Source organism: Holophaga foetida DSM 6591, from assembly GCF_000242615.2.
Lineage (GTDB): Bacteria > Acidobacteriota > Holophagae > Holophagales > Holophagaceae > Holophaga > Holophaga foetida.
Map to the genome: position 1 here is coordinate 580,713 of NZ_KI912269.1, position 26,205 is coordinate 606,917.

The window sequence follows — 26,205 nt, forward strand, 5'->3', positions numbered from 1 at the left end:
GGATCAGCTGAGTTTCAGGATGCTCGTTCCACCCGGATAGTCCTCGGTGGAGGATTCCCTCATCTTCTGGAGCACCTGCATCAAGCCGCGGATCCGTTCCACCATGTCCCCGATCTTGGCGAACTTGGGCTCGTCGGGGTACTTCCGCTCCAGGAGTTCCACCTGCATGGATATGACCGCGAGGGGGTTGTTGATCTCGTGTTTGAGGGAACCGGCCATCTGCCGGAAGGAATCCAACCGCTCTGCGGCCAAGGCCTTCCGCTGAAGCTCCTCGTGACCCTTGAGAACCTGGAGCCGGTTGTGCAGCATCTCCCATCGGAACCCCTCCGGCAGCCAATCCGTGGCTCCGACCGCGAGGAGTGTCGAAAAGAGTTCCTCCGGGGCCCTCACCACCAGGATGGGTACCGTCAGGAAAGAGGGATGGCGGCGGAAGGTCTGGATGGCCCCGACAGGATCTGTCATACCCTTGGCATCCAGGACCAGATAAGCGAAGGCGGGCAAAGGTACCCTAGGCGGTTCGGATTCGAGGGGATAGATGGAAAGTCCCCCGGCCTCCGCAACGCTCTCAAAGAGGCCCATGAGTTCATAGTCCTCGGTCACCAGGCCCAGAAGGGGAAGCTGGGATTCCTCAGAGACACGTTCCAGGCTCTTGGCAAAAGAGATGGCCAGGACTTGGTTGTTCCACCGCCATTCAATCCCGGCTTCAGAAAGTGCATGGAGGGTCCAGGGGTCCGGCGACGGTGGAGACAGGAGGGCAGAGAACTCCAGGAGAAGGATCCAGTCCCCTGCATCCTCGCTCCAGCGTCCCTTGACAAGCCCCCCCCTGACCACCTGCATGAGGAGGGGCTCCACCAGGCCCATGACCGCCTGGAGGGCCAATCCACCTGCCATCCAGACCGTGCCGAATGGCACCGGGTCAAGCTGAAGGGTGGCCCCCTTCAAGGCCAGGAGCTCCCTCCAGGCAGATCCTATCTGGGCATGGAGGGCATCCAGTCCACGGGAAAGGTTGACCTCTCGTGGGGTCTCCAGCAAGGTCTCCTGCAGCCCCATTTCCACCAGAGCCTGGAGACGTTCCACCTGATGGAGCAGCGCCTCCAGGCGCCGCCCCTCGCCCTCTTCGCCGTAGCCCTGGAGCCACCGTAGGGAACTGTTCATGGCACCGAGGAGCTCTCCGGTCCTCGCCACGAGACGTTCGTGGAGCGTCTTGAGGCGGAGAAGCTCCCCCTGGATCTCGGCATGGCCGATGGCCTTCTGGGTGAGCTGGGTGTGGCGGAGGGTGATGGCTCCCAGACGGACAAAGGCCTGGAAGAGGGCCAGATCAAAGCGGGAGAATCCCCGGGTGGTATTCGAGCGGTCCAGGTAGAGGATCCCGAGCACGTTCCCGTCGAACGCCATGGGGGCGCACATGAGGGCTCCCCGCTCCAGCTCCACCAAGCTCGATCCCCCGAACCGCGGATCCATCGTCGGGGCGTTGGAGAGCACAGCCGTCTTGTGGCGGCCCACATAGTCCAGGACGGACTGCGAGAGCCCCACCTGGTCCTCCACATCCCCGATCCGGTAGACACTCTGCCAGGAAGCACCCGGAGCGGCGGTCACCACAAAGCCCCGATCCGCCCCCAGGAGCTTCAGGGATTCGTCCAACAGGCTCCGGATGAGTGCGGTGGCACTGGATTCCCGAAGCAGGGCCTCCGTAGCTTTGTGAAGGAGTTCAAGCCCACGGACCAGGGCCAGTCCCTGGGAGGGCTCCGGTTTGACCTCAGTGAAGAGATCCCCCACGCCTTCCACGAAGTTCACACCGTCGAGCCCGGGAAAACCATGGGTGAAGGACAGGCGCCAGTCCCCCAGGGAGATTTCATCCCCATCCTCCAGCAGGCTGCCGAAGGGGGTCCCCACCGGAAGCCCGTTGAGAAGGGTCCCGTTCCTGGATCCCAGATCCCGAAGCCACCACTTTCCCTCAGAGAGGAAGATCATGGCATGCATCCGGGAGACACTAGGATCCCCTGGCCTGGCCATGGTGGAGGCCACCGGATCCCGCCCCAGCGAGGAATCCCCATCCAGCCGATGGCGGCTCAGGAACTCGCCTTCGAACCAGGACACATAGGGCACGGTGCCTCCTCGGGACTACGTCATCTGTCCGACATCAGGGATTGGGTAAAGCATAACCTGTCGGCTTGGTGCGGCTAGGACGGAAAACCAGGATCGTGTGACCAATGGTCCAGACGTGCTCCAGACCGGTAACCCGGGATTTGAGGGCCTCCACGGCCGCCTCCTCATCTTCTGAGGTATTCTGGTTCAGCTTGATCTTCATGAGTTCCAGGCTGTCCAGCATCTGGTCCAGCTCGGCAGCAAGGGCATCCGTGACCCCGGCCTTGCCGATATGCACCACAGGCTTGAGGTGGTGCGCCTCGGCCTTCAGGAATTGTCTCTGCTTGGGTGTCAGCATGGCGCCCTCCAAACGTTCAGCGTATCGTCACTTTGGCTGAGAATAATCACGAAAGCCCCGGAGCCTCCCATGCCCGGCCCATTCCCATGACTCGGCCGCAGTAACTTTCCGCGAGCGACGCTTTTCTTGGTGCCCCTTGGGGTCCTTCGTGTCTTTGTGGCTGGGTTATTATCTATTCAAAACGCAACGCCTCAATGGGATCCAGCCTCGAAGCCTTCCAGGCCGGGTAGAGGCCGAAGGTAACGCCGATGGCCGCCGGGACGAGAAAGGCAGCCGCGGCGGCCCAAAGCGGGATGGTGCCCACAGTGCCCAGGAGGACCTGCCCCAGGGCAGCACCAGCGGCGTAGCCCAGGACCATGCCGACGGCCCCGCCGAAGATGGAGAGCAGGGCCGCCTCAATGAGGAATTGCATCAGGACATCCCGGCGCTTGGCCCCCACGGCCTTGCGGATGCCGATCTCCCGGGTCCGCTCTGTCACGCTCACCAGCATGATGTTCATGATGCCGATGCCCCCCACCAGGAGGGCGATGGACACCATACCCCCGGCCACGGTGCCGATGATGCCGGTGATGGTGCCCACGATGGAGGCGAACTCCTTGGGGCTGAAGACACGGAAGCCCTCCTGCTCCTTGGGCTTGAAGCCCCGGATCCGCCGAAGGGCCTCGGTCACCAGTAGCGCCCCATCGTCGGCGCTGGTGCGAGGGTCGATCCGGACCTGGCAGAAGAGTTGGCGGCGCTGGGCCTCTGAAAGCAAAGCCATGCCGGTGCTCAGGGGCATCAACACGTTGCTGTCGGGATCATGCCCCATCGTCGTCCCCTGCTCCTCCAGCACACCGATGATCTCCAGACTCTGGGTGGGGGTCTGGAGCACCCGCCCGATGGGATTGCCCTTGATGGCCAGCTTCTCCAGGATCTTGGGCCCCACGATGGCCACCTTGTTGCCCAGGCGAAGATCACTGGGCACGAAATTGCGGCCGAGCCTCAGGGCGATGTCGTTGGCCTCCAGGTAGCTGTCATCCGTCATCACGAGGCTCGAACTGGTAGTGCGACCGTTGGCCTTCAGCTCGGAGTTGGTGATGGCCAGGGGCGTCACCAGGGTGATCTGGGGAACGGCCCGCTGGAGGGCCTTGAAGTCATCCAGGGTGAGATCCCGGTTGCGCACCTTCTGGTATTCATCAAAGGGGATATCCTGGGGCATGAGGGGCCGGACGAAGAGGGTCTGGCTACCGGCCCGCTCCACCTGTTTCAGGACGCTCCGCTCCAGCCCCCGCACCAGGCTCACCACGACAATCACCGCCGCCACGCCGATGATGATCCCGAGGGTGGTGAGGGCGGACCTCAGCTTGTTGGCCCTCAGGGATTTCAAAGCGGCATGGGTCGGTTCGAGGAGGTCCATCACTGGTCCCGCTTCTGGGCCTTCTGTTCCTGCTGGGTGTCAGAAAGCTTCCTGAGCTTCACGGAAGTGCGCTCCTTCAACTCCTTGAGCTTGCGGATGGGCCCAGTGAGGACCTTCTCATCCCCCTGCAGCCCCTCCTTCACTTCGAAGAACTGAGTGTTGGCGGCGCCGGTCTCGACATTGCGCTCCATGGCCCGACCGTTCTGGACCACCCACACAACGGAACGGGCCTCCGGACTCAAGAGCCCCTTTTTCTGGGCATCCTCGAGGCTCCCTTCCCTTTCCATCACGGACTGGAGGGGCACCCGGAGAACGCCCTTGGCCTCTGATGTCAGGATCACGGCCCGGGTACTCATCCCGGGCCGAAGGCGGGGAATGTTAGCTCCACCCATGTCCAAGGCCACCTTGACCTTGTACATGTTGGCGTCCTGGCCGACTTTCTCGGCCGCCGAAGCGATCTCCAGCACCCTCCCCTGGAAGACCTCCCCCGGGAAGGGCTCCACCATCACCTGGGCAGCCTGCCCCAGGCGGAGGCGGACCACCTCGTTCTCGTTCACGTTGATCTCGGCGTTGATCTCGCTCATGTCCGAAATGATCATGAGAGTGGCCCCCGGCAGGTTGCTCATGCCCGGAATGGCCGTCTCGCCCTTCTCCGCCTTGAGGGAGGTCACCCTCCCGGCAATGGGGGCGCGGATGATGGCCTTGCCGAGCCCATCCCGCATACCCGCCGCATTGGCCACGTTCTGGGCCACGTTCGCCCGGGCGGCCTTGTAACTGAGTTCAGCGCTCTCCAGGGCCAGACGGGCCTGCCGACACTCCTCGTCGGAGACTAGGCCCTGCCGGAAGAGGTTCTCCAGACGCTGGGTCGTCTCGCCCTGGCGCCTCAGCACCGCCCCCAGCCTGGCCTCGTCCTGACGGGAGGCCATCACGGCAGCCTCAGCCTGACTCAACTGCTGCTGGAGGCGCACCCGGTCCAGGGTGACCAGGAGATCCCCGGCCTTCACATCCTGACCGTCCTGGACATGCAGGGCCTTGATCTCCCCCGCCACGCTGGTGCCGATGTTGATCTTGACCCTGGCCTGGATCTCGCCGCTGGCGTTGATGGTCTCCCGAACATCCCCCCGGCTGGCTGCATCCCAGGAATAGGCATCGGGCGAATCCTGGCCGCTTCGAAAGGCCAGCCCCAGACCGGCAGCCACCAGAATCAGGACCGCCAGCCCACCCAGGATTTTCGTTCGCTTACTCACGCGCTCACCCTCGTTTTTTGCCGCCCCCACGCACACTCCCCTTGGGAGCCTTGGGTCCCCGAGGGGAACGCTCGGGGCGGCCGATCCGGCCGCCGCCCTCCCCCTGGCGCACGGAGCGCGGGGGCCGCCCACTGGGCTTCTTGTCACGATCAGCGCCCCGGGCAGCAGGGCGACCGGTGGTGCGACGCTCGGGCACGAAGTCGCCCTCGCGCAGTGTGGCCGGGGCTGCAAGGCTGGGCACGAAGGTCATGGGCTTGCCCTTGCCATCCTGCCCCTGGGCCTCCACCACCCATGCGCTCACCCGCCGCAGGTCCTCATCAACGCCAGTGATCTCGACCTTCACCTTGTCGCCGATACTGAGAACCGTCTGGCCCCCCATACCCTTGGCATGGGTACGGTGCATGTCCACCTCGAAGTTGCCCCCCAGGGCCCCCAGAGGCACGCCCACCTCCACGAAGGGACTGTCCAGGCGCACGAAGGCCACCTTCAGGGAGAAGCCCTGGATGCGCCCATCGAAGCGCTGGCCGATCTTGGTCTTCATCAGGATGCAGGTCTTCCAGCGGTCGTTCTCCCGCTCGGCTTCGGTGGCGGTCTGCTCGGTGTCCGTGCAGCGTTTGGCCAGGATGCCGAGGTGCCCGTAGAGTCCCTCGGGGTATCGCTCGCCCCGCATGGCCTGACGCAGGAGGCGGTGGACGATGAGGTCAGGGTAGCGGCGGATGGGGCTGGTGAAGTGCAGGTAGTCCTGGAGGGCCAGACCCGAGTGGCCGATGTTGTCGGCGCTGTATTCAGCCCGCTTGAGGCTCCGCAGGAGCATGGTGTTGAGCATCACCTCCAGGGGACCCCCGTGGATCTTGTCCAGGAGGGCATTGAGGATCTCAGGGGTGGGCTCGTCGTAGGGACGCATGAGCCCGAATTCCATGGCGATGCCCTTGAAGACCTCCAGCTTGAGGGGATCTGGCTCGTCGTGGATGCGGTAGATGGTGGGGATCTTCCGGCGGGTGAAGAAGCGGGCCACGGCCTCGTTGGCCATGAGCATGAACTCCTCGATCATCTTGTGGGCACCGTGGATGGCGTAGCGACGGGCATCCACAGGGTAGCCCTCGGCATCGAAGATGAACTCCGCCTCCTCCGTCTCCAGGTTCATGGCCCCCCGACCCAGCCGCTTTTCCGTCAGGCGGCGGGACAGCACCAGGGCCTGATCCAGCATCTCGCTGACATCCTCCCCGATGGAAGTGCGCCAGCGCTTGTCCAGATCGATGCAGGCGGCCTTGACCTCATCGTAGGTCAGGCGCTTGCGGCTGCGGATGACGCTCTCGGAGAAGCGGGTTTCCACGACATCGAGATCGGGGGCCAGGGTGATCCAGGCGCTGAGGGTGAGGCGGTCGACGCCCTCCCGCAGGGAGCATAGTTCGCCAGACAGACGCTCGGGGATCATCGGGATGCACTCGTCCGGGAAGTAGACCGAGGTGCCCCGGGTGGCGGCCTCCTGGTCCAGGGAACTCCCCTCCTTCACGTAATGGCTCACGTCGGCGATGTGGACCCCCAGGATCCAGCCGCCGCCTTCTTCCTCGGGCAGGAGTTCCAGGCTGATGGCGTCGTCGAAGTCCTTGGCTGTGGGGGGATCCACCGTCACCGTGAGGGTCTGGCGCAGATCCTCTCGCCCCTGGGTCCATTCCTCCGGGATCTCTGTGGGCAGGGGCGCCAGATCGTTCATCACCGCGGCGGAGAACTCGGTACGCAGGTTGTAGAGGGCCGCTGTGAGCTTGTTCTCGATCTTGAGGTCCGTGGGACGCCCCAGCTTGGCCAGCACCGTGCCCCGGAGCTGGGGCAGCGCGGGATTGGGGTCCAGCTTCACCGTCACTAGGTCCCCGTCCTCCGCCAGTTCCGTAGGGAGGACGCTCACAATCTGGCTGAACCTCGGCTCCAGGGGCACCGCCCGCCAGAGCACCTGGCCACCCGCAACCTGACGCTGGAGGTGGGCCGGAATGGGATTCTCGCCCCGGGCGAGGATCTGGATCACCCGACCCCTGAGCCGGTGGTCCCAGCTCTCGCCGGAGACTTCCACCTGCACGCGATCGCCGTGGATGGCCCCCTTGGCATCCCGCCAGTCCACCAGCAGGTCCATGCCAGCGCCCTTCTTGACGCCGACGGGGCGGAGGAATCCCCCTGGCCCTTCAGGGTGACCCAGGAAGGTGGCTTCGAAGCTTTCGCCAGCCCTGGGGCGCGGGGCCGTAGGGACCGCGGGGCGCTCCTTCCGATCGAAATCCTTGGTGCGTTTCTTGGCGGGCTGGGGGATGTACTTGCTGGTTGGACGGCTCATCCCTCCAGGGTACCCGCAGCGGACCCCGGAAGGATGAATTGAACAGGGTGGCCATGGATTCCCGACGTTCAGCGGGATAGAGAAACGTCGCCTCCCCAAAGCCCACTAACCTTTGCCAGACCGTCTGGCGAAAGGAGCCCCCATGAAAATCGCCCTCTTGGCCCTGTGCCTCACCCTCCCCATCGCAGCCCAGGCACAACCCGCCGGTGGAGGCCAGCGCCCGCCCAGGATGTCCTATGAGACCTCCAAGGAGGTGAGCCTCCAGGGCACGGTCAGCTCCGTGAACACCCGATCCCAGGGACCGGGCAAGATCGTGACCCTCACCCTCCAGACCCAGAGCAAGGGTGTGGAGATCATGGTGGGTCCCGAGTTCATCCTGAAGGCCAAGAACTTCACCTTCGCCACCGGAGACGAGATCACCGTCGTCGGCGCCCCCATGGCGCAGGGATACGTGGCCCGCCAGATCACCCGGGGTTCGGAAACGCTCACCCTCCTGGACGAAAGCGGCCAGCCCACTGGTAATCCCGGCGGCGGCGCCCCTCCCCAGGGAGAACCACCCCAGCAGTAGGGCTCAAAGGGCCTGGAGAATCCGCTGAGCCAGCTCCGTCAGGGAAGGATCCCTGGCCCCCATGACCAGAATCAGATCCCCTTCCCGAGCCTCGCTGGCCAGGCGTTGCACCAGCCATTCCCGGGAGGGGGCGAATTCCGCGGCCACTCCCCTGGCGGCGATCTCCTCCACCAGATCACCGGAAGAGAAGTCCCGCTGAGCACTTCCCCCTGCGAAAAAGATCTCCAGCATCCAGAAGCGGTCCTGGGGCCGGATCTCGGTGGCGAAGGTCTCGACGAAATCCTTGCGAAGGAAGCGGGTAGGAGCATAGCCATGGGGCTGGTAAACCGCCAGCACCCGGTGGGCCCGGAGCCGGGCGGTACGGATGGAAGCCGCCACCTTGGCAGGGTTGTGGCCGAAGTCGTCCACCACCTGAACCCCGCGGCGCTCGCCCAGGACCTGGAAACGGCGCGCCACCCCCTGGAAGCCCTCCAGGGGCGCAACCATGTCCAGAAGGGGCACCCCGACGGTGCGGCAGGCCGCGATGGCCGCCAGCGCGTTCTCGAGATTGTGCCGCCCAGGCGCGGGCAGATGGAACCACGTGTCCCTGACCCGGAAGCTGGAGCCCTCCGCCGTGAGACTGGCCTCCTCGGCCCGCACCTTGGCCCGCTCCCCCTGCCCGAAGATGATGGCTCCCGGGGCGAACTCCGCCAGGTTGGAATCATCTCCCACCACGAAAGCCTCCCGGGCCTGGGCGCGGAAGACACGGAACAGCTCCGCCACCGACTCGGGCTCCTTGTGGTCCTTTTGGAGATTGAGGATCACCCCCACGGCGGGGTGGTAGCGCACCACCGTGCCATCACTCTCATCGGCCTCGATGACCAGCAGATCCGAGCCTCCGGCCCAGGCATTGCCCCAGAGCCCCTCGCGCTGAAGGCTGGGCAGTTCGCCCCCTGTGATGACCGACGGTTCCTTGCCCGCGCCCCGCAGGAGCTCAAAGACCATGGCGGTCGTGGTGGACTTGCCACTGGTCCCCGTGATGGCGATGGTGCGATGGAGCCCCACCAGGTGCGCCAGGAGTTCGGAGCGGTGCACGAGAGGCACCCCCAGGCGTCTGGCCTCAGCGAAGTCCGGCACTTCCTCCTCAACAGCCGTGGAGTAGACGACACCGCTGGCGGCGACCACCCCGGAGCCATCCTGGGGAAGGATGCGGATGCCCAGGCGTTCCAGCTGAGCCTTGGCCTCCGGACGCTGGCCGCGATCGAAGCTTCGGTCGCTGCCGGTGACCCGCAGCCCCCTCATGGCCAGGAACTGGGCCAGGGCACTCATGCCGCTCCCGGCCACCCCGGCGAAGTGCAGCGGCCCCAGCCCGAGGGCATCCCCGGAGCCATCCGAGATCAGGAGAGGATCGCCTTCCCTCACCAGATCAAAGAGCGAAATCACATCGGCATTGGCCATGCGCAGGCATCCGTGGGACACCGGCGTGCCCAGCTGGTCCTCGCGGTTGGTGCCATGGATGTAGATATAGCGGGCCAAGGTGTCCAGGCCGGGACCGCGGTTGACGCCCTCCTCCAGGCCCTCCAGGGTGAGGACCCGAGTCAGGATGAGGTCCGCCTCCGAACGCTCGCCCCTCCATATCTCACCTGTGTCCAGCCGCTCCCGGAATACAGTGCCGGGGGTCGCCCCTTCGCCAACCCTGGCGTGAATCCGGTGCCAGCCCAGGGGCGTGCGGAAGGAACCGTCCTCCGAACCCAGGCCCGCCAGCGCCGTGGAAATGGGGAACTCCCCCAGCAGCTCGCCCGCCGCCAGCAGCCCGATCCGCTGCCGCTTCACATCGGCCACCAGGAGCCGGGGCGGACAGGAATGGAAGGGTGAGGCGGGCCTCCGAAGGCCCTCCAGGGCCAGGGCGCGATGGGAGACAGCGGCGATGGGATCGAGGGCACTCATAGGGCGAGGATACCTTACCAAGGCCAGGACCGGCCCCCCCATCCCCGTGCTACCCTCGGCCCCAGACAACCTGGTGCAGCGAACGCGTGTTGCAGCGATTGTGAGGTGCCAGATGATGGACTCCACCCTGCCTGACCGCATCGCCTTCCTGGGCGGCTATCTGCCGAGGCTCTGCGGCATCGCTACATTCACCCATGACCTGTGCGAGGCCGTGGCCCAGGCCGCCCCCGGCTCCATCTGCTTCACGGGAGCCGTCAATGACCGGGTGGAGGGCTACGACTACCCCCCCCGGGTGCGCTTCGAGCTGGATCAGCGGAACCTGGATTCCTATCGGCGCGGCGCGGACTTCCTCAACTTCAGCAACGCCCGGGTGCTCAGTGTGCAGCACGAATTCGGCATCTACGGCGGACCAGCAGGAAGCCATCTGCTGACCCTGCTCCGGGAAGTGCGCATGCCGGTGGTGACCACCCTGCACACGGTGCTGCAGCAACCCGACCCTGACCAGAGAAGGGTGATGGAAGAGCTGGTGCGATCCAGCGACCGCCTGGTGGTGATGGCCCACAAGGGACTCGAAATCCTACAGGAAACCTACGGGGTACCCGCCTCCAAGGTGGACATCATCCCCCATGGCATCCACGACCTGCCCTTCATTGACTCCAGCCTCTACAAGGCCCAGTTCGGCGTGGAGGGGAAAAACGTACTGCTCACCTTCGGCCTGCTGGGGCCGGGCAAAGGCATCGAGAATGTCATCGAGGCGCTACCGGAAATCGTGAAGCGCCACCCGGACGTGGTCTACATCGTCCTGGGGGCCACCCACCCCCACCTCGTGGCCCGGGAAGGGGAGAGTTACCGCCTGGGCCTGGAGCGGCTGGCTGAGGACTGCGGCGTCAAGGAGCACGTGATCTTCTACAACCAGTTCGTGTCCCTGGAGGATCTCAAGGAGTTCATCGGGGCGACGGACATCTACCTCACGCCCTACCTCAACGAGGCCCAGATCACCTCCGGCACCCTGGCCTATGTCTTCGGGGCGGGCAAGGCCGTGGTCTCGACCCCCTACTGGCACGCCCAGGAACTCCTGGCCGATGGACGGGGCATCCTGGTGCCATTCCGGAACCCCCAGGCCATTGCCGAGGGCGTCTGCACCTACCTGGACGACCCGGCCCGTCTCCTGGACACCCGCAAGAGGGCCTACGCCATGGGACGGGAGATGATCTGGCCCGCCATTGCCCAACGCTATCTCCAGTCCTTCGCCCACGCCGGAGCCGACCGGCAGGCCCTGCCCCGGAAGGCCTTCGCGGAATGGACCCTGGCGAGCCGCCCCTACGACCTTCCGGCCCTGCGCCTGGATCACATCGCCCGCATGAGCGACGACACCGGCATCTTCCAGCACGCCAGATTCAATGTGCCAAATTACGAGGAAGGCTACTGCACCGACGACAACGCCCGGGCCTTCATCCTCTGCAATCTGATGGATGAGTTGGGGGGCCGCCCCCCCTCGGAACCCCTGGAGCGCCTGGCGACCAACTACCTCGCCTTCCTGTCCGCGGCACTGAACCGCCGGACCGGCCGCTTCCGCAACTTCATGAGCCACAGCCGCCAGTGGCTGGAGGAAGCCGGGAGCGAAGACAGCCATGCCCGTGCCCTCTGGGCGGTGGGCACCGGCGCGGGGCGTTCCCGGAACGAGGGGCATCGCAAGCTCTCGGCCCTGCTCTTCGAGGGGGGCTTGCCTGTGGTGGAGAGCTTCACCTCACCCAGGGCCTGGGCCTTCACCCTCCTGGGCATTCATGAGTACCTGCGCAGCTTCCCGGACAGCGCTGCGGTGAAGGATGCTCGGACCGGACTGACCCGCAGGCTTATCCATCTTTGGGAGGGTTGCGCCGACGAGCACTGGCCATGGTTCGAATCCAGCGCCACTTACGAGAACGCCCGGTTCTGTCAGGCCCTGATCCTGAGTGCCCAGAGCATGCCCCACCCGGAGGCCCTTGAGATCGGCCTGAAGTCCCTGGAATGGCTGAGCTCCATACAGAAGACGCGGGAGGGCCATTTCCGCCCCATCGGCAGCAATGGATTCTATCCGAGGGGCGGTGCCCACGCAGACTTCGACCAGCAGCCGGTGGAGGCCCAGGCCATGATCGCCGCGTGCCTCGAAGCCTACCGGGCCACCCAGGACGAGGCCTGGTCCAGGGAAGCCAAACGGGCCTTCGAGTGGTTCCTGGGCCGTAATGATCTCGGCCTTCCCCTCTATGACTCCAGCACAGGCGGCTGTGCCGACGGGCTGCACCCGGATCGGGTCAACGAGAACCAGGGGGCGGAATCCACCCTGGCCTTCCACCTCTCCATCGCCGAGATGAGCTTCGCCAAGCACATGATCACCCCCCCCCTCGGCTGCACCCCATGAGCCCCCTCCTGCTCCGCCGCCACCATCTGACCCTGCTCCCCCAGAGCGAGCGGGTGATCCTGCGCCCCTTCATCCCATCCGATGGCCGCCGGATCACAACCATCATCGGTCGTGCCCTCGCCCTGGACGAGGAGGAAGTGAGCCGGGAACTGGAAGCCCTTCACCAGGACTTCGCCTCGCGCCACCTGGACCTAGAATCGACCCTGCTGGCCAACTACGAGCGTGTGCTGCCCCACGTCTTCACCCAGCACACCCTCTCCCTCAGACGCAAGCTCCTCATCGGCGCCCTCTTCTCCGGAGAATACGCCCTGGAGGCCGCTGCCCTTTTCAATCCATCCATCGTGCCCCACCCGAACCAGGATGGCGTGCCACCTGGTGGCCTCAGATTCATCCTGAGCCTGCGAGCCACCGGCGAAGGGCACATCTCCTCCATCGAGTTCCGCACCGGCCTCATCCAGCCCGGAGGTGGCATTCATCTGGAGCCAACCTCCCGCTTCATCACCCTGCCGGAGATCAATCCCAACCCCAACTACAAGAAGAACCTGTTCATCGTGAAGCTGCACGAGATGGGCTTCGACAACAGCCACTCGGCCACGGCGATGGAACCCCTCGGGGAGAGCTTCACCCGCAGCGACCTGAACCAGAGCGTGCTGCGGGTCCGGCGGGAAACCCGACCCCTGCCCCAGGATCTCAGCAACACCCTCCAGTGCATCCAGTGGCTGGCCGACTCCAATTACGAGATGGATTTCCCACCGGAGCTCGCCCTGAGCGAGCGCTGCATCTTCCCGGTCTCGGACAACGAGAGCAACGGGATCGAGGACGCCCGCTTCGTCCGTTTCGCAGAGGACGACGGAACGGCGATGTACTACGCCACCTACACCGCCTACAACGGCCATGCCATCCTGCCCCAGCTCATCGAGACCCAGGATTTCCGGCACTTCCGCGTCCTGACTCTCAACGGCACCGCAGCCCACAACAAGGGCATGGCCCTCTTCCCCCGCCGGATTGATAGCTGCTACGCCATGCTTTCCCGCCAGGACGACGAGAACCTCTTCATCATGTTCTCGGACAACCCCCACTACTGGAGCGACCCCAAGGTGCTCCTCCGCCCTGCCGAAACCTGGGAGTCCGTGAAAATCGGAAACTGTGGCTCCCCCATCGAGACCGAGGCCGGATGGCTGGTCATCACCCACGGCGTGGGGCCCCTGCGGAAGTACTGCATCGGCGCCGCCCTGCTGGACCTGCAGGATCCCACCCGTGTCATTGGACGCCTGCGGGAACCCCTCCTGGTCCCAGAGGGACAGGAGCGGGAGGGCTACGTCCCGAATGTGGTCTACAGCTGCGGCGCCCTGCTCCATGGGCGGGAGATCGTGCTGCCCTATGCCATGAGCGACCGGGCCACGACCATCGTGAGCGTATCCCTGGACGAGCTGCTGGGCAGGCTGCGCTGAGGACAAGAAAAAGCCCCCGGGATTCGGGGGCTTTTCTTCTGGAGCGGGCGAACGGGATTGAACCGTCGACATTCAGCTTGGGAAGCTGACGTTCTACCACTGAACTACGCCCGCAGCTTGGTCCCCAGTCTAGCGGGAGCCGAACTGCTTTTCCAGCCTCTCCAGCACGAATTCCTGCAGGGGCTCCAGGCCAAGGACGGACTGCTCCGCCACCCACAGGGGCATGTCCAGGCGCTTGAGGTGGGCTTCCCCAAACTTCACGGCGTCCTTTTCGGTGCAGACCAGCCCCTCGGCCCCGGCGCTGCGGGCCGCTTCCTGAAGCCCTTCCAGCTCCCGGGGGGAGATGGGGTGGTGATCGAGGAAGGAGCGGGTCCCGACCCAGGAGAGGCCTGCCACCAGAAGATCGGCATAGAAGGCCTCGGGATGCCCCAGGGCGCAGAAGGCCAGAAGGGGGCCGAGCTCGGCGGGAAGCATCCGCCGCTCCCCGGTATCCAGGCGCCGCAGCGCCCCGATGGCGAAATCCACCCAGAAGACGGGACCACCGGAGCCATGGAACTCCCACCAGGCCAGGATGGCGGCTCGGTCCGCCCGGCTCCCCCGGGTCACCACCAGGGCATCCGCCCGGGCGGCGGACGACATGGGTTCCCGCAGATCCCCCAGGGGAAGCATCCGGCCGTTGCCCCAGCGCCGCACCCCGTCCAGCAGGAGAAGGTCCAGATCCCGATGGAGAGCCCGATGCTGGAAGCCATCATCAAGGAGGAGCACCCGAGGGCACGAAGGGAAGGAAAGGGCCCTGAGGGCTGCAGCATGCCGCTTGCGCCCCACCACTACACGGCCAGGGCCCAGACGGCGCGCCATCAGGACCGGCTCGTCCCCGGCCTCCCCCGGGTTCGTATCGGGAGCCACATCCATGGGATCCACGTCCCGTTTTCCACGATAGCCCCGGGAGAGGACGACATTCGGCCAGCCCCGATCAGCCAGCCCCCCCGCCAAGGCCAGGGTCACCGGCGTCTTGCCGGTGCCTCCGGTGCTGAGGTTTCCGACAGAAACCACGGGGGCTTCTGCCCTGGCAATCCTCTCGGGATGCCGTTCAAAGCCCCGGTTGCGGGCCTTCACGACAGCCCCGTACAAGGGGGCCAGGGGAGCTGTTAGCCATCGAAACAGGGACATCCCCAGAGGATAGCGCAGGAAAGGGATGACATTCAGTGTCCGATGCCCATTTTTCATGGGTCACACGTTGAACTTCACAGCTCGCCCACCCCCTTCCCGAATTGGAGAGAGGCCGAGGATGTCAACACGAAACAAAAAGGAAAATGTGGAAAACCCCGGCGTATCCGAACCCGCCCAGGAAACAATCGCGCCAAACGTAAATATCTGCAAACAAAGGGCAAAACAACATGATGAGAAGCATGTGCAGAGTGTAAAAGTCCTGTAAACGGGGGTGTTTAGGACCCTCCGGGGGGGGTAATCCGCAAGGTTTTCCACAGAAGATGCGGAATTCAAAAATATGATCACTCAAACACTGATATACAACAGGTTCTAATTATTGAAACCCATTCATCCGTTACACCCTCCAACAAGGGCATTGGTCCAAATTTCCGACTTGACAAACAACCTACGCCATGGATCAGACAGGCAAGACCACGCGACCGTGGCGACCATTGCCAGGGGATTCCAGGCCAAGAATCACCCAAAAGCCACACCAGATCGATGCGCAATCACTGTCACAATCACAAGAAGCGGATCCCCTCGTACCCCATGCTCTCGATGGCGGCAAGGGATTCGATTCGAATCCCTTGCGATCGAAGAGCAACCCCTCCGCCCTGAAAGCACTTTTCGATGACAATCCCAGCCCCGGCGAGACGCGCGCCAGCCTGAGCCACAATGCTCACCAGCCCCTTGAGGGCCTCACCGTGGGCGAGGAAATCATCCACGATGAGCACAACATCGCGTTCAGCAAGGAAGCGGCGGGTCACCGAGATCTGGACCGACTCCTTCCGCGTAAAGGAGAAGACCTCAGCCGTGTAGGTCTCCCCGTCCTGGGTAATGGCCTTCCTCTTCTTGGCGAAGACCACCGGAACCCCCAGGGGCAAGGCCGTCGCCAGGGCTACAGCGATCCCCGAGGCCTCCACCGTCAGAACCTTGGTGATCCCCGCATCCGCAAAACAGGCCGCCAGTTCCTGCCCCATACGCATGGTGAAGGCCGGATCAAGCTGGTGGTTCAGGAAGGAATCCACTTTGAGGGCCGAATCGCCAATGACCACGCCCTCGGACAAGATTCGATCTTTCAGTTCTTGCATGAATTTCCCCGGCATCGTTAGGGCCCCTGGAAGAGACGGAGCAACTACCAGGATAGACTCAGGCATGGCCAAACCCTCCTCCGTCTTCGAATGCACCGCCTGCGGTGCGCGCTACCCCAAGCCCATGGGGAAGTGCGGTGGCTGCGGCGCCTTCGGCACCATCGAGGAGGTTCGCGGTTCACTCAAGAAGGGCCTGGACCGCTCCAGGAGCGCCTACGCCCAGAGCCATTACAACGGCCCCATCTCCCTCCTGGACGTTGAGATCAGCGAAACCCAGCGCACGGAGACAGGCCTTCCCGAGCTGGACCGGGTCCTGGGGGGCGGTTTTGTTCCGGGCATGGTGGTGCTCCTGGGCGGGGAACCGGGCATCGGCAAGTCCACCCTCCTGCTCCAGTGGGCCGCCAACGCCACCGGCACGGTCCTTTACGCCTCAGGCGAAGAGAGCGAGCGCCAGATCAAGCTCCGGGCCCGCCGCCTGGGAGCCGAGAACCCCGGCATCCACCTCCTTGCCGAGACGGACGTCAGGGCCATCCTGGAGGCCGCCGATCACATGAAGCCGGCCCTCCTGATGATCGACTCCATCCAGACCCTCTTCGATCCCGAGTTCGAGAGCAGCGCGGGAAGCGTGGGACAGGTCCGGGGATGCGCCCAGATCCTCACGAAGTGGTCCAAGGCCACGGGCACCCCCCTGGTGCTTGTGGGCCACGTCACCAAGGACGGAGGCCTTGCAGGCCCCAAGGTGCTGGAGCACTTGGTGGACACAGTGCTGGCCTTCGAGGGGGACCGCCACCACCACCACCGCCTCCTGCGAGCCCTCAAGAACCGCTTCGGCGCCGCCTTCGAACTGGGGGTCTTCGCCATGACCGAGCGGGGCCTAGTGCCCGCCGAGGGCAACCCCTTCTTCCTGGAAACCGAGCCCCGGCCTGGATGCGCCGCCACTGTGGTCCTCAACGGCACCCGTCCTGTGGTGGTGGAAATACAGGCCCTGGTGGCCTCCGCAGGCATGGGCATCCCCCGGCGCACAGCCCTGGGCATCGACGGCCAGCGCCTGGCCATGCTCTGCGCCGTGGCCGAGCGACGCGGTGGGGTCCAGCTCCACGACCGGGACGTCTACGTGAATGTGGCCGGTGGCCTGGAGGTGGAGGATCCCGCCGCCGACATGGCCGTGATCGCCGCCCTGGTCAGCAGCGCCACGGGACGGCTCCTGGCCGACAAGTGCCTCTTCATGGGAGAGGTGGGCCTCACCGGCGAGGTACGCCCAGTGGCCCAGCTCCCCCTGCGCCTCCAGGAGGGTGCACGCCTTGGCTTCGATCGCGCCGCCGTGCCCCGCCTGGGACTGGAACCCGGCATCGGCGCGGGCCTGGAGCTCTATCCAGAGAAAGGACTGGAGCGGATCCGCAGCAAGAGCTGGCTGATGGCACGGCCCGAGAACGAGGAATAAAGAGAATCACGCGGAGGCGCGGAGTGCGCGGAGAAAGAACCCTGTAGAATTGGGACCCCAGCCCTGCCGACCAGCAAGCAGCCCATTCAGACGACTCCATCTCAAGACTTCTCTCCTCCCCTCCCTTGCAGCCTCTTCTCCGCGGCTCCGCGCCTCCGCGTGAGACTTTTCCCCGGAGTCCCCATGCGTTCCATGACTGCCTTCGCCGAAATCCACCGCCCCCTGGCCATGGGGCAGCTCCGGCTCTCGGTGCGCAGCGTCAATCACAAAGCCCTGGAAATCTCGGTGCGCCTGCACCCGGCCCTCCATTCCCTGGAGATGGCCATCCGGGGAGCCGTGCGGAACACCGCCAGCCGGGGCAAGGTGGATATCACCGTGGAAGTCCAGGACGAGCCGGGGCTGGAGCCCCAGCTCAACCGCCCCCTCCTGCGTTCGGTGGCCAAGGCCTGGCAGGAGGACGCCGAGTGGCTGAACCTGCCCACCCTCACCGCCGAAGCCTTCTTCCGCCTCCCCGGAGCCTGGTTGCCGCCAGCCTCCGATCTGGCCGAGCGCCTGGAAGGGGCCGTGATGGATGGACTGGAGGAGCTCCTGGCAAAGTGGAACGAGGGGCGGACCCAGGAAGCGGAGCGCCTCAAGGGCTTCTTCGGGGACGGCCTGAAGCGGCTTCGCGACCTGCGGGAAACCCTTGCTGCTGAAGCCGATGCCCAGGCCCTGGAACTCCCGGCCCAATACCAGCAGCGCCTGGACCAGATCCTCAAGGATGCCCAACTCCAGGGCCAGCTTCCCGCTGAGCGGATCATCGCCGAAGCCGGGGCCCTGGCGGAGCGCCAGGACGTCCGGGAGGAGCTGGTCCGCCTGGAAGCCCACCTGGATGACTTCGCCCAGCGGCTCAGGAAGCCCAGCCTTGGCGGCAAGGCCCTGGACGTGTGGTGCCAGGAGGTCCTGCGGGAGATCAACACCTGCGGGAGCAAGTGCAAGCGCCTCCCCATGACCCGAGCCGTCATGGAGGCCAAGGGCGTCCTGGAGCAGATCCGGGAACAGGGGGCGAACCTGGAATAGGGGTTCACGCGGAGGCACGGAGAGCGCGGAGGAATAGCGGCCAGTGCTCATAAAATAATCAATTATACGGCATATTATTGAACCATCGCAAAAATGATTCATCGTCATTCCGCTTTTATCCTGCCCATCCTGTCTATCCTGTTTTAAAGATTTTCAACAGGATAGACAGGATGGGCAGGATAAAAAACAATACATATAAAGCCGACAGATTCATGACTTGTTCGGAATCGATAGAAGTCCGTTGTTATGTCCTCCACGGCTATGGGCATTCAACCGGCCTCTGCCGTGAACTGCCCGCCTGGAGCCTTCACACGGTATCGGATCACCCCCCCTGGGCCTGCTTCCGGATCTCCTCTCCATGCCGCTCCACCTCGCGGCGGAATTCCCGGCGCAGCTTGGCCGCCGCCCAGCGCCGGTGATCGGTCGGGGACTCCAGAAGCACCTGGGAAACGGGGGTGGGCTTTCCATCTTCGTCCACCGCCACCATGGTGAAATAGCAGGTGATGACGTGACGCCGAGTGCGGGCGCGGATGTTCTCCGCCTCCACCCGGATGCCGACTTCCATGGACTTGTTTCCGGTGTGGTTGACGGAGGCCAGGAAGGTCACCAGTTCGCCCACATGGACCGGCTCCCGAAAGCTCACCTGATCCACTGAGACCGTCACCACGTAGCAGCCGGAATAGCGGGAGGCGCAGGCGTAGGCCACCTGATCCAGGAGCCGCAGCATGGCCCCCCCGTGGACGTGACCGGAAAAGTTGGCCATATCCGGGCTCATCAGGACCGTCAGGCTCGTACTTTTGTAGGAGGGTTCCGCCATGGGGCTACTCGGACTTCAATGATCTATTCATCAATCTAGCCACAGCCTCTTCAGGATCCGCCCCATCGATGAGACGGGCGACCTCCCGGGCAATGGGTAGTTCGATCCCCACTTCATCGGCCAATGCCAGGGCAGCCTGGGTCGTGAAGACCCCTTCCACCACCTGCTCGGCCATGGAGGCCGAGGCGGCGCCGGGGGTGATCCCCTGCCCCAGCATCTCGCCGAAACGGCGGTTCCGGCTCTGGGGCCCCGTGGCGGTGAGGAGCAGATCCCCCATCCCGGCCAGGCCCATGACGGTCTCGGGACGCCCTCCCAGACGCTCCACAAGGCGGCTCATCTCCGCAAGGCCCCTGGTCACGAGCGCCGCCCGGGCGTTGTATCCCAGCCCCAGGGAATCCACCAGCCCGGCGGCAATGGCCAGGGTGTTCTTGAGGGCACCGCAGAGCTCCACGCCGACCCGATCCCGGCTCAGATAGAGGCGCAGGCGCGGAGTCGAAAGCAGGGCCTGGAGCTGAACGGCCCTGTGCTCGGAAATGCTCGTAGGCAAGGCCAGCACGATGGCGGTGGGACGATCCAGGGCGACCTCGTCCGCAAAGCTGGGCCCGGAGAGGACCCCCACGGGAACCTGGAGCATGGGCTCAAGGACCTCGGAGAGGCGCTGATGCCCCTGCTGCAGGATGCCCTTGCTCACATGGATCAGGAGTTCAGGTCGATCCGAAGCCTGCGAAGCCAGGCCCTTCCAGATCTGGGGGCTGATTTGAGTCGGGAGGGCACTGACCCAGACGGGAGCCGTGAAGGCCAGCTCGGGGGATGCCACTGGCAGAATGGAGGGGGGCAGCTCGGCATCAGCCAGCCTCGGATGTCGGCGAGTCTGGACCAGTTCCTCCACCAGGGAAACCGGGTGCCCCCAGAGGACCACGTGTGCACCCTGACGAGCCCAGGCCATGGCCAGGGCTGTGCCCCATGCGCCAGCACCGAAGACAGCGATGTCGGGACGATGGCTCATGAGCGGCCCTCCTTCTTCTTGCCCCAGAGTCGGTTCTCGGTGCCGTCGATGAGCCGCTGGATGTTACCGGCATGCTTGCGGACAACCAGGGCGGGCATCAAGACCCAGGCCAGGATCAGGTACCGGGCCGTCGCCTCAGGCAAGGCAACGATGCCCGAAAAACGAGGGCCGAAGAGCCCCAGGGCGGTCGGAATCAGGACCAGGGCTGCGACCGCACTCCCGAGGCTCACATAGCCGGAGATGGCCACCACCACAAAGAAGCTGCCCAGGGCTGGCAGAGGCAGCAGGGCGTGATAGGCCAGGCATGCCCCTAGGGCCGTGGCCACGCCCTTGCCCCCCTTGAAGCGGAGCCAGGGGGTGAAGACATGCCCGAGCACAGCGAAGAGGGCGATCCAAGAGAGGGCCACCATGGAGACCCCGACCTTGCGCGCCAGGAAGACCGGAAGAAAGCCCTTGGCCACGTCCAGCAGAAGGGTGACGATGCCCAGGGCCTTGCCCCCGGCCCTCATGACATTGGTGGCTCCAATATTCCCAGACCCTTGTTGGCGGACATCCCCCTTACCCGCCAGCTTCACAAGGATGAGGCCGAAGGGAATGCTTCCAGCGAGAAAAGCGCCCAGACACCAGGCGATGAACGATTGCAGGTTAAGTGTGTACATCCGGATATTTTACCAGATTTCGTAGCACCTGTCAGACGAGGCGCCTTCGCAGGAAGTCCATGGCCCATGCCGCTGCCCTGGACTGGATATCAGATCGGAACCCCGGCAGGGAATACTGAATGGTTTGTGTTCCCGCGGGTCCCGCCAGGGCGATATGGATCGTCCCCACGGCGGCGGGCCCCTGGGCATCCTGGGAGGGACCCGCGTTTCCGGTGGTGGCCAGCCCCCAGGTCGCTCCCAGACGATCCCGGATCCCCTCGGCCATGGCCCGGGTGGTGGCTTCGGACACCGTGCCGTGAACCTGGATGACACGTTCCGGAACCCCTGCGAGCTGGACCTTGGCCCTGGCGGAATAGGTGACCACATCCCCCAGGAAGGCCTGGCTCGCCCCGGGAACGGCAACCAGACGCGTGGCGATGAAGCCCCCGGTCACGCTTTCCGCCAGGCCCAGGGTCTCCCCTCGGGCCTGGAGCAGGTCGAGCACCGTGCTCTCGATGCTCCCTTCGCCCACACAGACGAGGTCCTCACCCAATTCCCCCTCGAATCCCTTCCGGGCCGCCTCCAGTAGGGCTGGATCAGCCCCCCGGGCCACCAGTTCCACGTGGGATATCCCCGCCAGGATGGTCCACTCCAGGGCCCCATGCTGCTCCCGCAGAGCTCGAGTGCGCTCGTCCAGCGTGCTCTCCGGCACCGAACCCACCACCATGCGGAGGGTATGGACAGAGGCCTGGGCCAAGGGGGCCAAAAGGGCCTCGATCTGCCCCTCCCAGATCTGTTTCATCTCCAGCGGAACCCCCGGCAGGAGAATAACCCGGCGACCGGGATAGCCCTGAGGGGACTCCCAGTAGAGCGCCGGGGCCGTGCCGAAGGGGTTGCGGAGGATCCTGGCCCCTACGGGCACCAGGGCCTGCTTGAAGTTGCTCTCGGGGGGAACCCGGTTCCTGGCCGCATAGAAATCCAGGATGTCCCGGCGGACCTGGGGATCCTCGACCAGTTCAGCCCCGAAGACCTCGGCCCAGGTTTCCTTGGTCAGGTCATCGAAGGTGGGCCCCAACCCGCCGGTGCAGATCACCAGTTCGGAGCGCTGGATGGCCTCCAGGAAGAGGGCGCGGAGATCCCCGGGCTCATCCCCGATGGCGGTCTTCCGGTGGATGGAGAGCCCCAATCGCCCAAGTCGCTCAGTGATCCATACGGAATTGGTATCCAGACGCCCCGTCGAGAGAAGTTCGGAGCCGACGGCGATGCATTCGATGCGCATGTATCCCCCAATAGGGTGAGGATAGCGCCCGTCGAGGAGCAATTCCGTGACAAGAACCCTGTTTCCTTGCAGAATTCCGATGAAGCACGGGAAGACCATCAATGGACGGACAGGCGAACGAACCCAGAACTGTTGGGCGCTACGAGATCAAGAAGCTGCTTGGCTCAGGCGCCATGGGGAGCGTCTATCTCGCGGAGGATCCCAGGATCAAGCGCAAGCTCGCCATCAAGGTGGTGCGCCTCGCAGCCATCCGGAGCGAAACCGATCGCCAGGACTTCCTCATGCGATTCCAGCGGGAGGCCGAGGTTTCGGGACTCCTCAACGACCCCGGCATCGTGACCATCTATGACGTCGGCGACAGCGACGTGGGCCCCTTCATGGCCATGGAGTTCGTTCCGGGCCGACCCCTGGATGCCCTCATCAAGTCCGGCGAAAGCCAGAAGATGGACCTGGGCGCCAAGCTCAGCCTGGCGGCGGGCATCGCCTCGGCCCTGGACCACGCCCACGCCCACGGCATCATCCACCGGGATGTGAAGCCCGGGAACGTGATGCTCACGGAGGATGGTCGGCCCAAGCTCATGGACTTCGGCATTGCCAAGCGGGAGGATGCCAACCTCACCCAGACCGGCACCTTCCTGGGCACACCCGCCTACGCCAGCCCGGAGCAGATCCGGGAGGGCAAGACCACCCTCCGCTCCGATATCTTCAGCTTCGGCGTCCTGGTTTTCGAACTCCTCTCCGGGGGCCTCCCCTTCCCGGGCTCCTCCATCAACACCATCCTCTACCGCATCGTCAATGAGAACCCGACGGAGGTGGACCCTCCGGTCCTGGGCCTCGCGGCCGGCGCTTGGCAGCGCATCTTCAGCCGGGTCCTGGCCAAGAGCCCGGAAGAGCGCTACCCCACCTGCGGGGACTTCATCAAGGACCTGGTGGATTCGGTCACGGGGCTCGGCCCGGAGGAGCGCCTGTCGCTGCTCCAGGGACTTCGCCAGCTCACCCCATCCCCGGTGGGCATCCAAATCAGCGTTCCGGCCTCACGCACGCCACAGGAAGAGACGTCGGTGGCCAGGCCCCACCGGTCTCGCACCCTTCCCATCGTGGCCGGGGCCCTCGTTGCGCTGGCGGCCGGGGGCTTCCTCCTCTTCCGAGGGAAAACCGGTAAGACCATCACCCTGATTTCCCGTCCACCCCAGGCCAAGGTTTTGAGGGAGGGAAAGGAGCTTGGCGAGACGCCGATCGTGCTCCCCCTCAAGCCCGGAGAGCGTCTGATGATCGAGCACCGAGGCTTCGAGCCCCAGGAGTTCGTCTATCAGAAGGGGATTTCCACGGAACTGGAGCTCAGGCCCATCGTGCGCGATGAGGTGCTGCGCACCGAGCCCTCTGGAGCCACGGTCGTGATGGATTCGGTCCCCCTCAAGGACCGCACCCCCCTCACCGTTTCCTGGGACCAGGGGAAGAAGCACAATCTGACCTTCACCAAGGACCAGCTCGCCTTCTCCCAGGAGTTCCTGGAGGGCGAGACCCCCGGCACCCGGACCTTCTCGCTGAGCGCGCCCCAGGAGGCCGCAAGGCCTGCCGAGCCCCAGGATCCCAGCGCTCCTGCGGGCCTGCGCCTGACAGGCGCATTCCCGGTGCGGATCAAGATTGATGGCAAAGACGCTGGGGAGATGCGCCCGGGAGCCATCCTCAAGCTGGCTCCCGGCGCGCACCGCCTCGAACTGGTCAATGCCAGAGTCTTCTACCGGGAGAGCCGCAGCCTTTCCGTGACCCCTGGGCAGCAGGTGAGCCTTGCCACGCCGGGCCTAGCCAGTCTCACGGTCTCCACCTTCCCCTCCTCGGGAATGGTGACGGTCGATGGGATCACCACCAGCATCGAGAGTGACGGGAGTGCCGCCATCGAGGTCGCCAAGGGCAAACACTCGGTTGGCATTGCCGGTCACCCGGCAAGCACCCGCAACGTGAACCTTGAGGCCGACACCACCCTCAAGTTCAAGCTCTGAGGAATGGCATGATGGAAGCACCCGACGAGGATCTCTCCCCCAGGGGCCCATGGTCCTATCTCCGGGAGACCCGGAGCGGAGGATTCCGCCGGAACGGCCTCGCCTTCATTCTTGCCTGGGTGGCCTTCCAGGTAGCGGTGCCTTCCCTCTGGGCGGTCCACCTGCGTCGCCTGGTCGGCAACAGCGCCCTGCCCCATTATTGGGGGGAGCGCATCACCGCCCGTGAGATCCACGAGATTCTCCAGAATGGTGGACTCCAGCAGGCCTGGACTGGATTTTGGATGCCCACGCTCGGGATCATCACGCTCTACCTGGTTCTGTGGTTCGGCTGGCGCATCCAGACCGAGGAGCTTGGAATCAAGGCCCGCTGGAAACCCTGGGGCCTGGGCATCCTTGATGCCTTGGCCATCGGCCTGGTACCCCTGGGAGCCGTGACCTGGCTATTGCTCCAGCTCCTGGACTACCTGGGGGGCACGGGTATCCAGGGCCTAGGCTGGCTGGCCTTGCTGGGCCACATCCTGGCTCCTCTCTGCCTGGGCTCCACCCTGATGGTTCAGTGGTGGATCTGTCGGCTGGCCAGGGCTGCGGAGCCCGATGCCCCCTATGGGCGCCACCTCTGGAACGCCATGCTCTGTCTTTGGACCCGTCCCTTCCAGTGGTCCTCGCTGGTGCTGGGAGGAGTCGTGATCCGTCTCGGCCTCCACGCCATCGTCCTCCTGCTGGCATGGCGCTGGGGGGGGGGAAGCACCGTGAAGGTTTGGACCATCCTGATCGCCCAAGGGCTGGCCACCGCCATCAATGCCTGGCTCATCGGATGGTTCATGCGCCTGGTTGCCCGCCTCTGGCGCCGGGAAACCCGCGTCAGGCAGGCGATATCAGACCTGAAGCGCGATTTCGGGTAGAGGATTTTCGCAGCGGAATCCATCTTCCAGAGTGCCGCGCCAGCCACTCCAGCCCCCACAGGCTGGAAGACAGGCTGGACACCTTGCCTGGAAAGGGCAGCCAGCGGGTCGCAATGCCGGAGCCGAGAGGAAACCGGACTCATTGCTGGGTTCACCGCGGGCAGCCGAGAGGAGCCTTGCGGTGTATGGACTCCGGGGCTGATCCAGCACCCGTGCCGTGGGCCCGGCCTCCAGCATCACCCCCCCGTAGAGCACCAAGAGCTGTTCCGACGCGGAGGCGATCAGATCCAGATCGTGGCTTATCCACAGGTATCCAAGCCCCCGTTCTCTGTGAAGCTCCTCAATCAGTCCCAGGACATCCTGGCCATGGGAGGCATCCAAGGCGGTTGTCGGCTCGTCCAGGATCAGGAACTCAGGCTCACACCCCAGGGCCAAAGCAAGCACCAGCCTCTGCCGCTGGCCCCCGCTCATCTGGCGGGGGTACTTCCCCATGAAACCCGGGTCCATCGGCAGACGCATCCGCTCAAGCATCGGCAGGAGCCGCGCCCTCGCCCTGGCACCTGATTCCCCCAGGCATGCCCTTGGCAGCAGGGCAAGGTGCTCCTCCACAGTCAGGAACGGGTGAAGAGCCTGCAGAGGCTCCTGGGGGACCCATGCCAGGCGCTGCCACATCGGATCTGACGATTGCCCCCAGGGTTGGCCGAAGAGCGTCAGAGACTTCGCCGCGACGTCCAGCCCTCGGGGGAGCACTCCCATCAGCGCACGCCCCAGCATGGACTTACCCGAACCGGATTCCCCCATCAGGCCAGCCCTCACCCCTGCCTCCAGGCGTAGGCTCAAGGGACCCAGAAGGCGAACCTTCTGTGGAGTCGTTATCAGCAAGTCCTCGGCATGCAAGCTCATGATGGCCTGGATCGTACCTCCACTGCGGACCGACAGGAACCTTCACTTGACGTCCATAGCGCCAAGACTACCCTTTGGGCATGAAAAGCACCCCCCCAGCCAGGGGCCACA

At 64.8% G+C, this 26,205-nt stretch carries 20 protein-coding genes and 1 tRNA gene; 7 read left to right on the forward strand and 14 right to left on the reverse strand.

The genetic code is table 11. The features are described from left to right. Positions 1–3 precede the first annotated feature (3 nt). From HOLFODRAFT_RS0218065 to HOLFODRAFT_RS22275, 5 genes are all read right to left on the reverse strand, one after another. Entirely contained in the window at positions 4–2,106 is a 2,103-nt protein-coding gene (locus tag HOLFODRAFT_RS0218065) for an FHA domain-containing protein (RefSeq protein ID WP_005034928.1), read from the reverse strand. Positions 2,107–2,140: 34 nt separating this feature from the next. Beyond that, positions 2,141–2,443 (reverse strand): ribosome assembly RNA-binding protein YhbY, encoded by a 303-nt coding sequence (gene yhbY, locus HOLFODRAFT_RS0218070; RefSeq protein WP_005034926.1) that lies wholly within the window; start codon positions 2,441–2,443, stop codon positions 2,141–2,143. Between the two features lie 172 nt (positions 2,444–2,615). Then, positions 2,616–3,839, reverse strand: a complete 1,224-nt coding sequence (locus tag HOLFODRAFT_RS0218075) for an ABC transporter permease (RefSeq protein WP_005034924.1) — start codon at positions 3,837–3,839, stop codon at positions 2,616–2,618. Further along, on the reverse strand, positions 3,839–5,086 hold the full coding sequence (locus HOLFODRAFT_RS0218080) for an efflux RND transporter periplasmic adaptor subunit (RefSeq protein ID WP_158412989.1): 1,248 nt from the start codon (positions 5,084–5,086) through the stop codon (positions 3,839–3,841). The genes HOLFODRAFT_RS0218075 and HOLFODRAFT_RS0218080 overlap by 1 nt, the downstream gene beginning before the upstream one ends. A 4-nt stretch (positions 5,087–5,090) precedes the next feature. Continuing rightward, on the reverse strand, positions 5,091–7,406 hold the full coding sequence (locus HOLFODRAFT_RS22275) for a ribonuclease R family protein (protein ID WP_005034919.1): 2,316 nt from the start codon (positions 7,404–7,406) through the stop codon (positions 5,091–5,093). Between the two features lie 142 nt (positions 7,407–7,548). Here HOLFODRAFT_RS22275 and HOLFODRAFT_RS0218090 point away from each other — a divergent pair, with 142 nt between their 5' ends. Then, positions 7,549–7,974 carry a MamS/MamX family magnetosome protein gene (locus tag HOLFODRAFT_RS0218090; protein ID WP_005034916.1) on the forward strand — a complete coding sequence of 142 codons (426 nt, stop codon included), beginning with the start codon at positions 7,549–7,551 and terminating at the stop codon, positions 7,972–7,974. Positions 7,975–7,977: 3 nt separating this feature from the next. On the opposite strand, the gene HOLFODRAFT_RS24700 is transcribed toward HOLFODRAFT_RS0218090, so the two are convergent. After that, the gene (locus HOLFODRAFT_RS24700; RefSeq protein ID WP_005034915.1) at positions 7,978–9,900 is read right to left on the reverse strand and encodes a L,D-transpeptidase family protein; all 1,923 of its coding nucleotides are present in this window, start codon (positions 9,898–9,900) and stop codon (positions 7,978–7,980) included. 115 nt (positions 9,901–10,015) lie between these two features. Here HOLFODRAFT_RS24700 and HOLFODRAFT_RS0218100 point away from each other — a divergent pair, with 115 nt between their 5' ends. Both HOLFODRAFT_RS0218100 and HOLFODRAFT_RS0218105 read left to right on the forward strand, forming a co-directional pair. Continuing rightward, the gene (locus HOLFODRAFT_RS0218100; protein WP_005034913.1) at positions 10,016–12,298 is read left to right on the forward strand and encodes a glycosyltransferase family 4 protein; all 2,283 of its coding nucleotides are present in this window, start codon (positions 10,016–10,018) and stop codon (positions 12,296–12,298) included. Then, entirely contained in the window at positions 12,295–13,749 is a 1,455-nt protein-coding gene (locus HOLFODRAFT_RS0218105; protein WP_005034911.1) for a glycoside hydrolase family 130 protein, read from the forward strand. The genes HOLFODRAFT_RS0218100 and HOLFODRAFT_RS0218105 overlap by 4 nt, the downstream gene beginning before the upstream one ends. A gap of 39 nt (positions 13,750–13,788) precedes the next feature. Here HOLFODRAFT_RS0218105 and HOLFODRAFT_RS0218110 read toward each other — a convergent pair. From HOLFODRAFT_RS0218110 to HOLFODRAFT_RS0218120, 3 genes are all read right to left on the reverse strand, one after another. Next, positions 13,789–13,863 (reverse strand) — tRNA-Gly (locus HOLFODRAFT_RS0218110). Positions 13,864–13,878: 15 nt separating this feature from the next. Continuing rightward, complete coding sequence (lpxK, locus tag HOLFODRAFT_RS22280) at positions 13,879–14,976, reverse strand: tetraacyldisaccharide 4'-kinase (RefSeq protein ID WP_005034909.1); 1,098 nt, start codon at positions 14,974–14,976, stop codon at positions 13,879–13,881. A gap of 503 nt (positions 14,977–15,479) precedes the next feature. Continuing rightward, a complete protein-coding gene (locus tag HOLFODRAFT_RS0218120; RefSeq protein WP_026939465.1) occupies positions 15,480–16,049 on the reverse strand; it encodes a xanthine phosphoribosyltransferase in 570 nt (189 codons plus the stop codon). Positions 16,050–16,113: 64 nt separating this feature from the next. Here HOLFODRAFT_RS0218120 and radA point away from each other — a divergent pair, with 64 nt between their 5' ends. Next, positions 16,114–17,490, forward strand: a complete 1,377-nt coding sequence (gene radA, locus HOLFODRAFT_RS0218125) for a DNA repair protein RadA (protein WP_005034901.1) — start codon at positions 16,114–16,116, stop codon at positions 17,488–17,490. A gap of 183 nt (positions 17,491–17,673) precedes the next feature. Next, positions 17,674–18,549, forward strand: a complete 876-nt coding sequence (locus tag HOLFODRAFT_RS0218130) for a YicC family protein (protein WP_005034899.1) — start codon at positions 17,674–17,676, stop codon at positions 18,547–18,549. 322 nt (positions 18,550–18,871) lie between these two features. Here HOLFODRAFT_RS0218130 and HOLFODRAFT_RS0218135 read toward each other — a convergent pair whose 3' ends face one another. Genes HOLFODRAFT_RS0218135 through HOLFODRAFT_RS0218150 form a run of 4 tightly spaced genes read right to left on the reverse strand, consistent with a single transcriptional unit; the run spans position 18,872 to position 22,289 of the window. After that, a complete protein-coding gene (locus tag HOLFODRAFT_RS0218135; protein WP_005034896.1) occupies positions 18,872–19,366 on the reverse strand; it encodes an acyl-CoA thioesterase in 495 nt (164 codons plus the stop codon). Between the two features lie 4 nt (positions 19,367–19,370). Then, entirely contained in the window at positions 19,371–20,372 is a 1,002-nt protein-coding gene (locus HOLFODRAFT_RS0218140) for an NAD(P)H-dependent glycerol-3-phosphate dehydrogenase (RefSeq protein ID WP_005034894.1), read from the reverse strand. After that, on the reverse strand, positions 20,369–21,031 hold the full coding sequence (plsY, locus tag HOLFODRAFT_RS0218145; RefSeq protein ID WP_005034891.1) for a glycerol-3-phosphate 1-O-acyltransferase PlsY: 663 nt from the start codon (positions 21,029–21,031) through the stop codon (positions 20,369–20,371). Before plsY ends, HOLFODRAFT_RS0218140 begins: the two co-directional genes overlap by 4 nt. A gap of 31 nt (positions 21,032–21,062) precedes the next feature. Beyond that, positions 21,063–22,289, reverse strand: coding sequence for a CinA family nicotinamide mononucleotide deamidase-related protein (locus HOLFODRAFT_RS0218150; RefSeq protein WP_005034889.1), 1,227 nt, complete (start codon positions 22,287–22,289; stop codon positions 21,063–21,065). 101 nt (positions 22,290–22,390) lie between these two features. Between HOLFODRAFT_RS0218150 and HOLFODRAFT_RS23650 the strand changes: the two genes are divergently transcribed. After that, positions 22,391–24,289, forward strand: a complete 1,899-nt coding sequence (locus HOLFODRAFT_RS23650; RefSeq protein WP_005034887.1) for a serine/threonine-protein kinase — start codon at positions 22,391–22,393, stop codon at positions 24,287–24,289. An 8-nt stretch (positions 24,290–24,297) separates the two neighbouring features. Continuing rightward, complete coding sequence (locus tag HOLFODRAFT_RS0218160; protein ID WP_005034884.1) at positions 24,298–25,191, forward strand: hypothetical protein; 894 nt, start codon at positions 24,298–24,300, stop codon at positions 25,189–25,191. Here HOLFODRAFT_RS0218160 and HOLFODRAFT_RS22290 read toward each other — a convergent pair. Next, a complete protein-coding gene (locus HOLFODRAFT_RS22290) occupies positions 25,165–26,094 on the reverse strand; it encodes an ATP-binding cassette domain-containing protein (protein ID WP_052572644.1) in 930 nt (309 codons plus the stop codon). The two genes, HOLFODRAFT_RS0218160 and HOLFODRAFT_RS22290, sit on opposite strands and share 27 nt — an antisense overlap. Between the last annotated feature and the right edge of the window lie 111 nt (positions 26,095–26,205).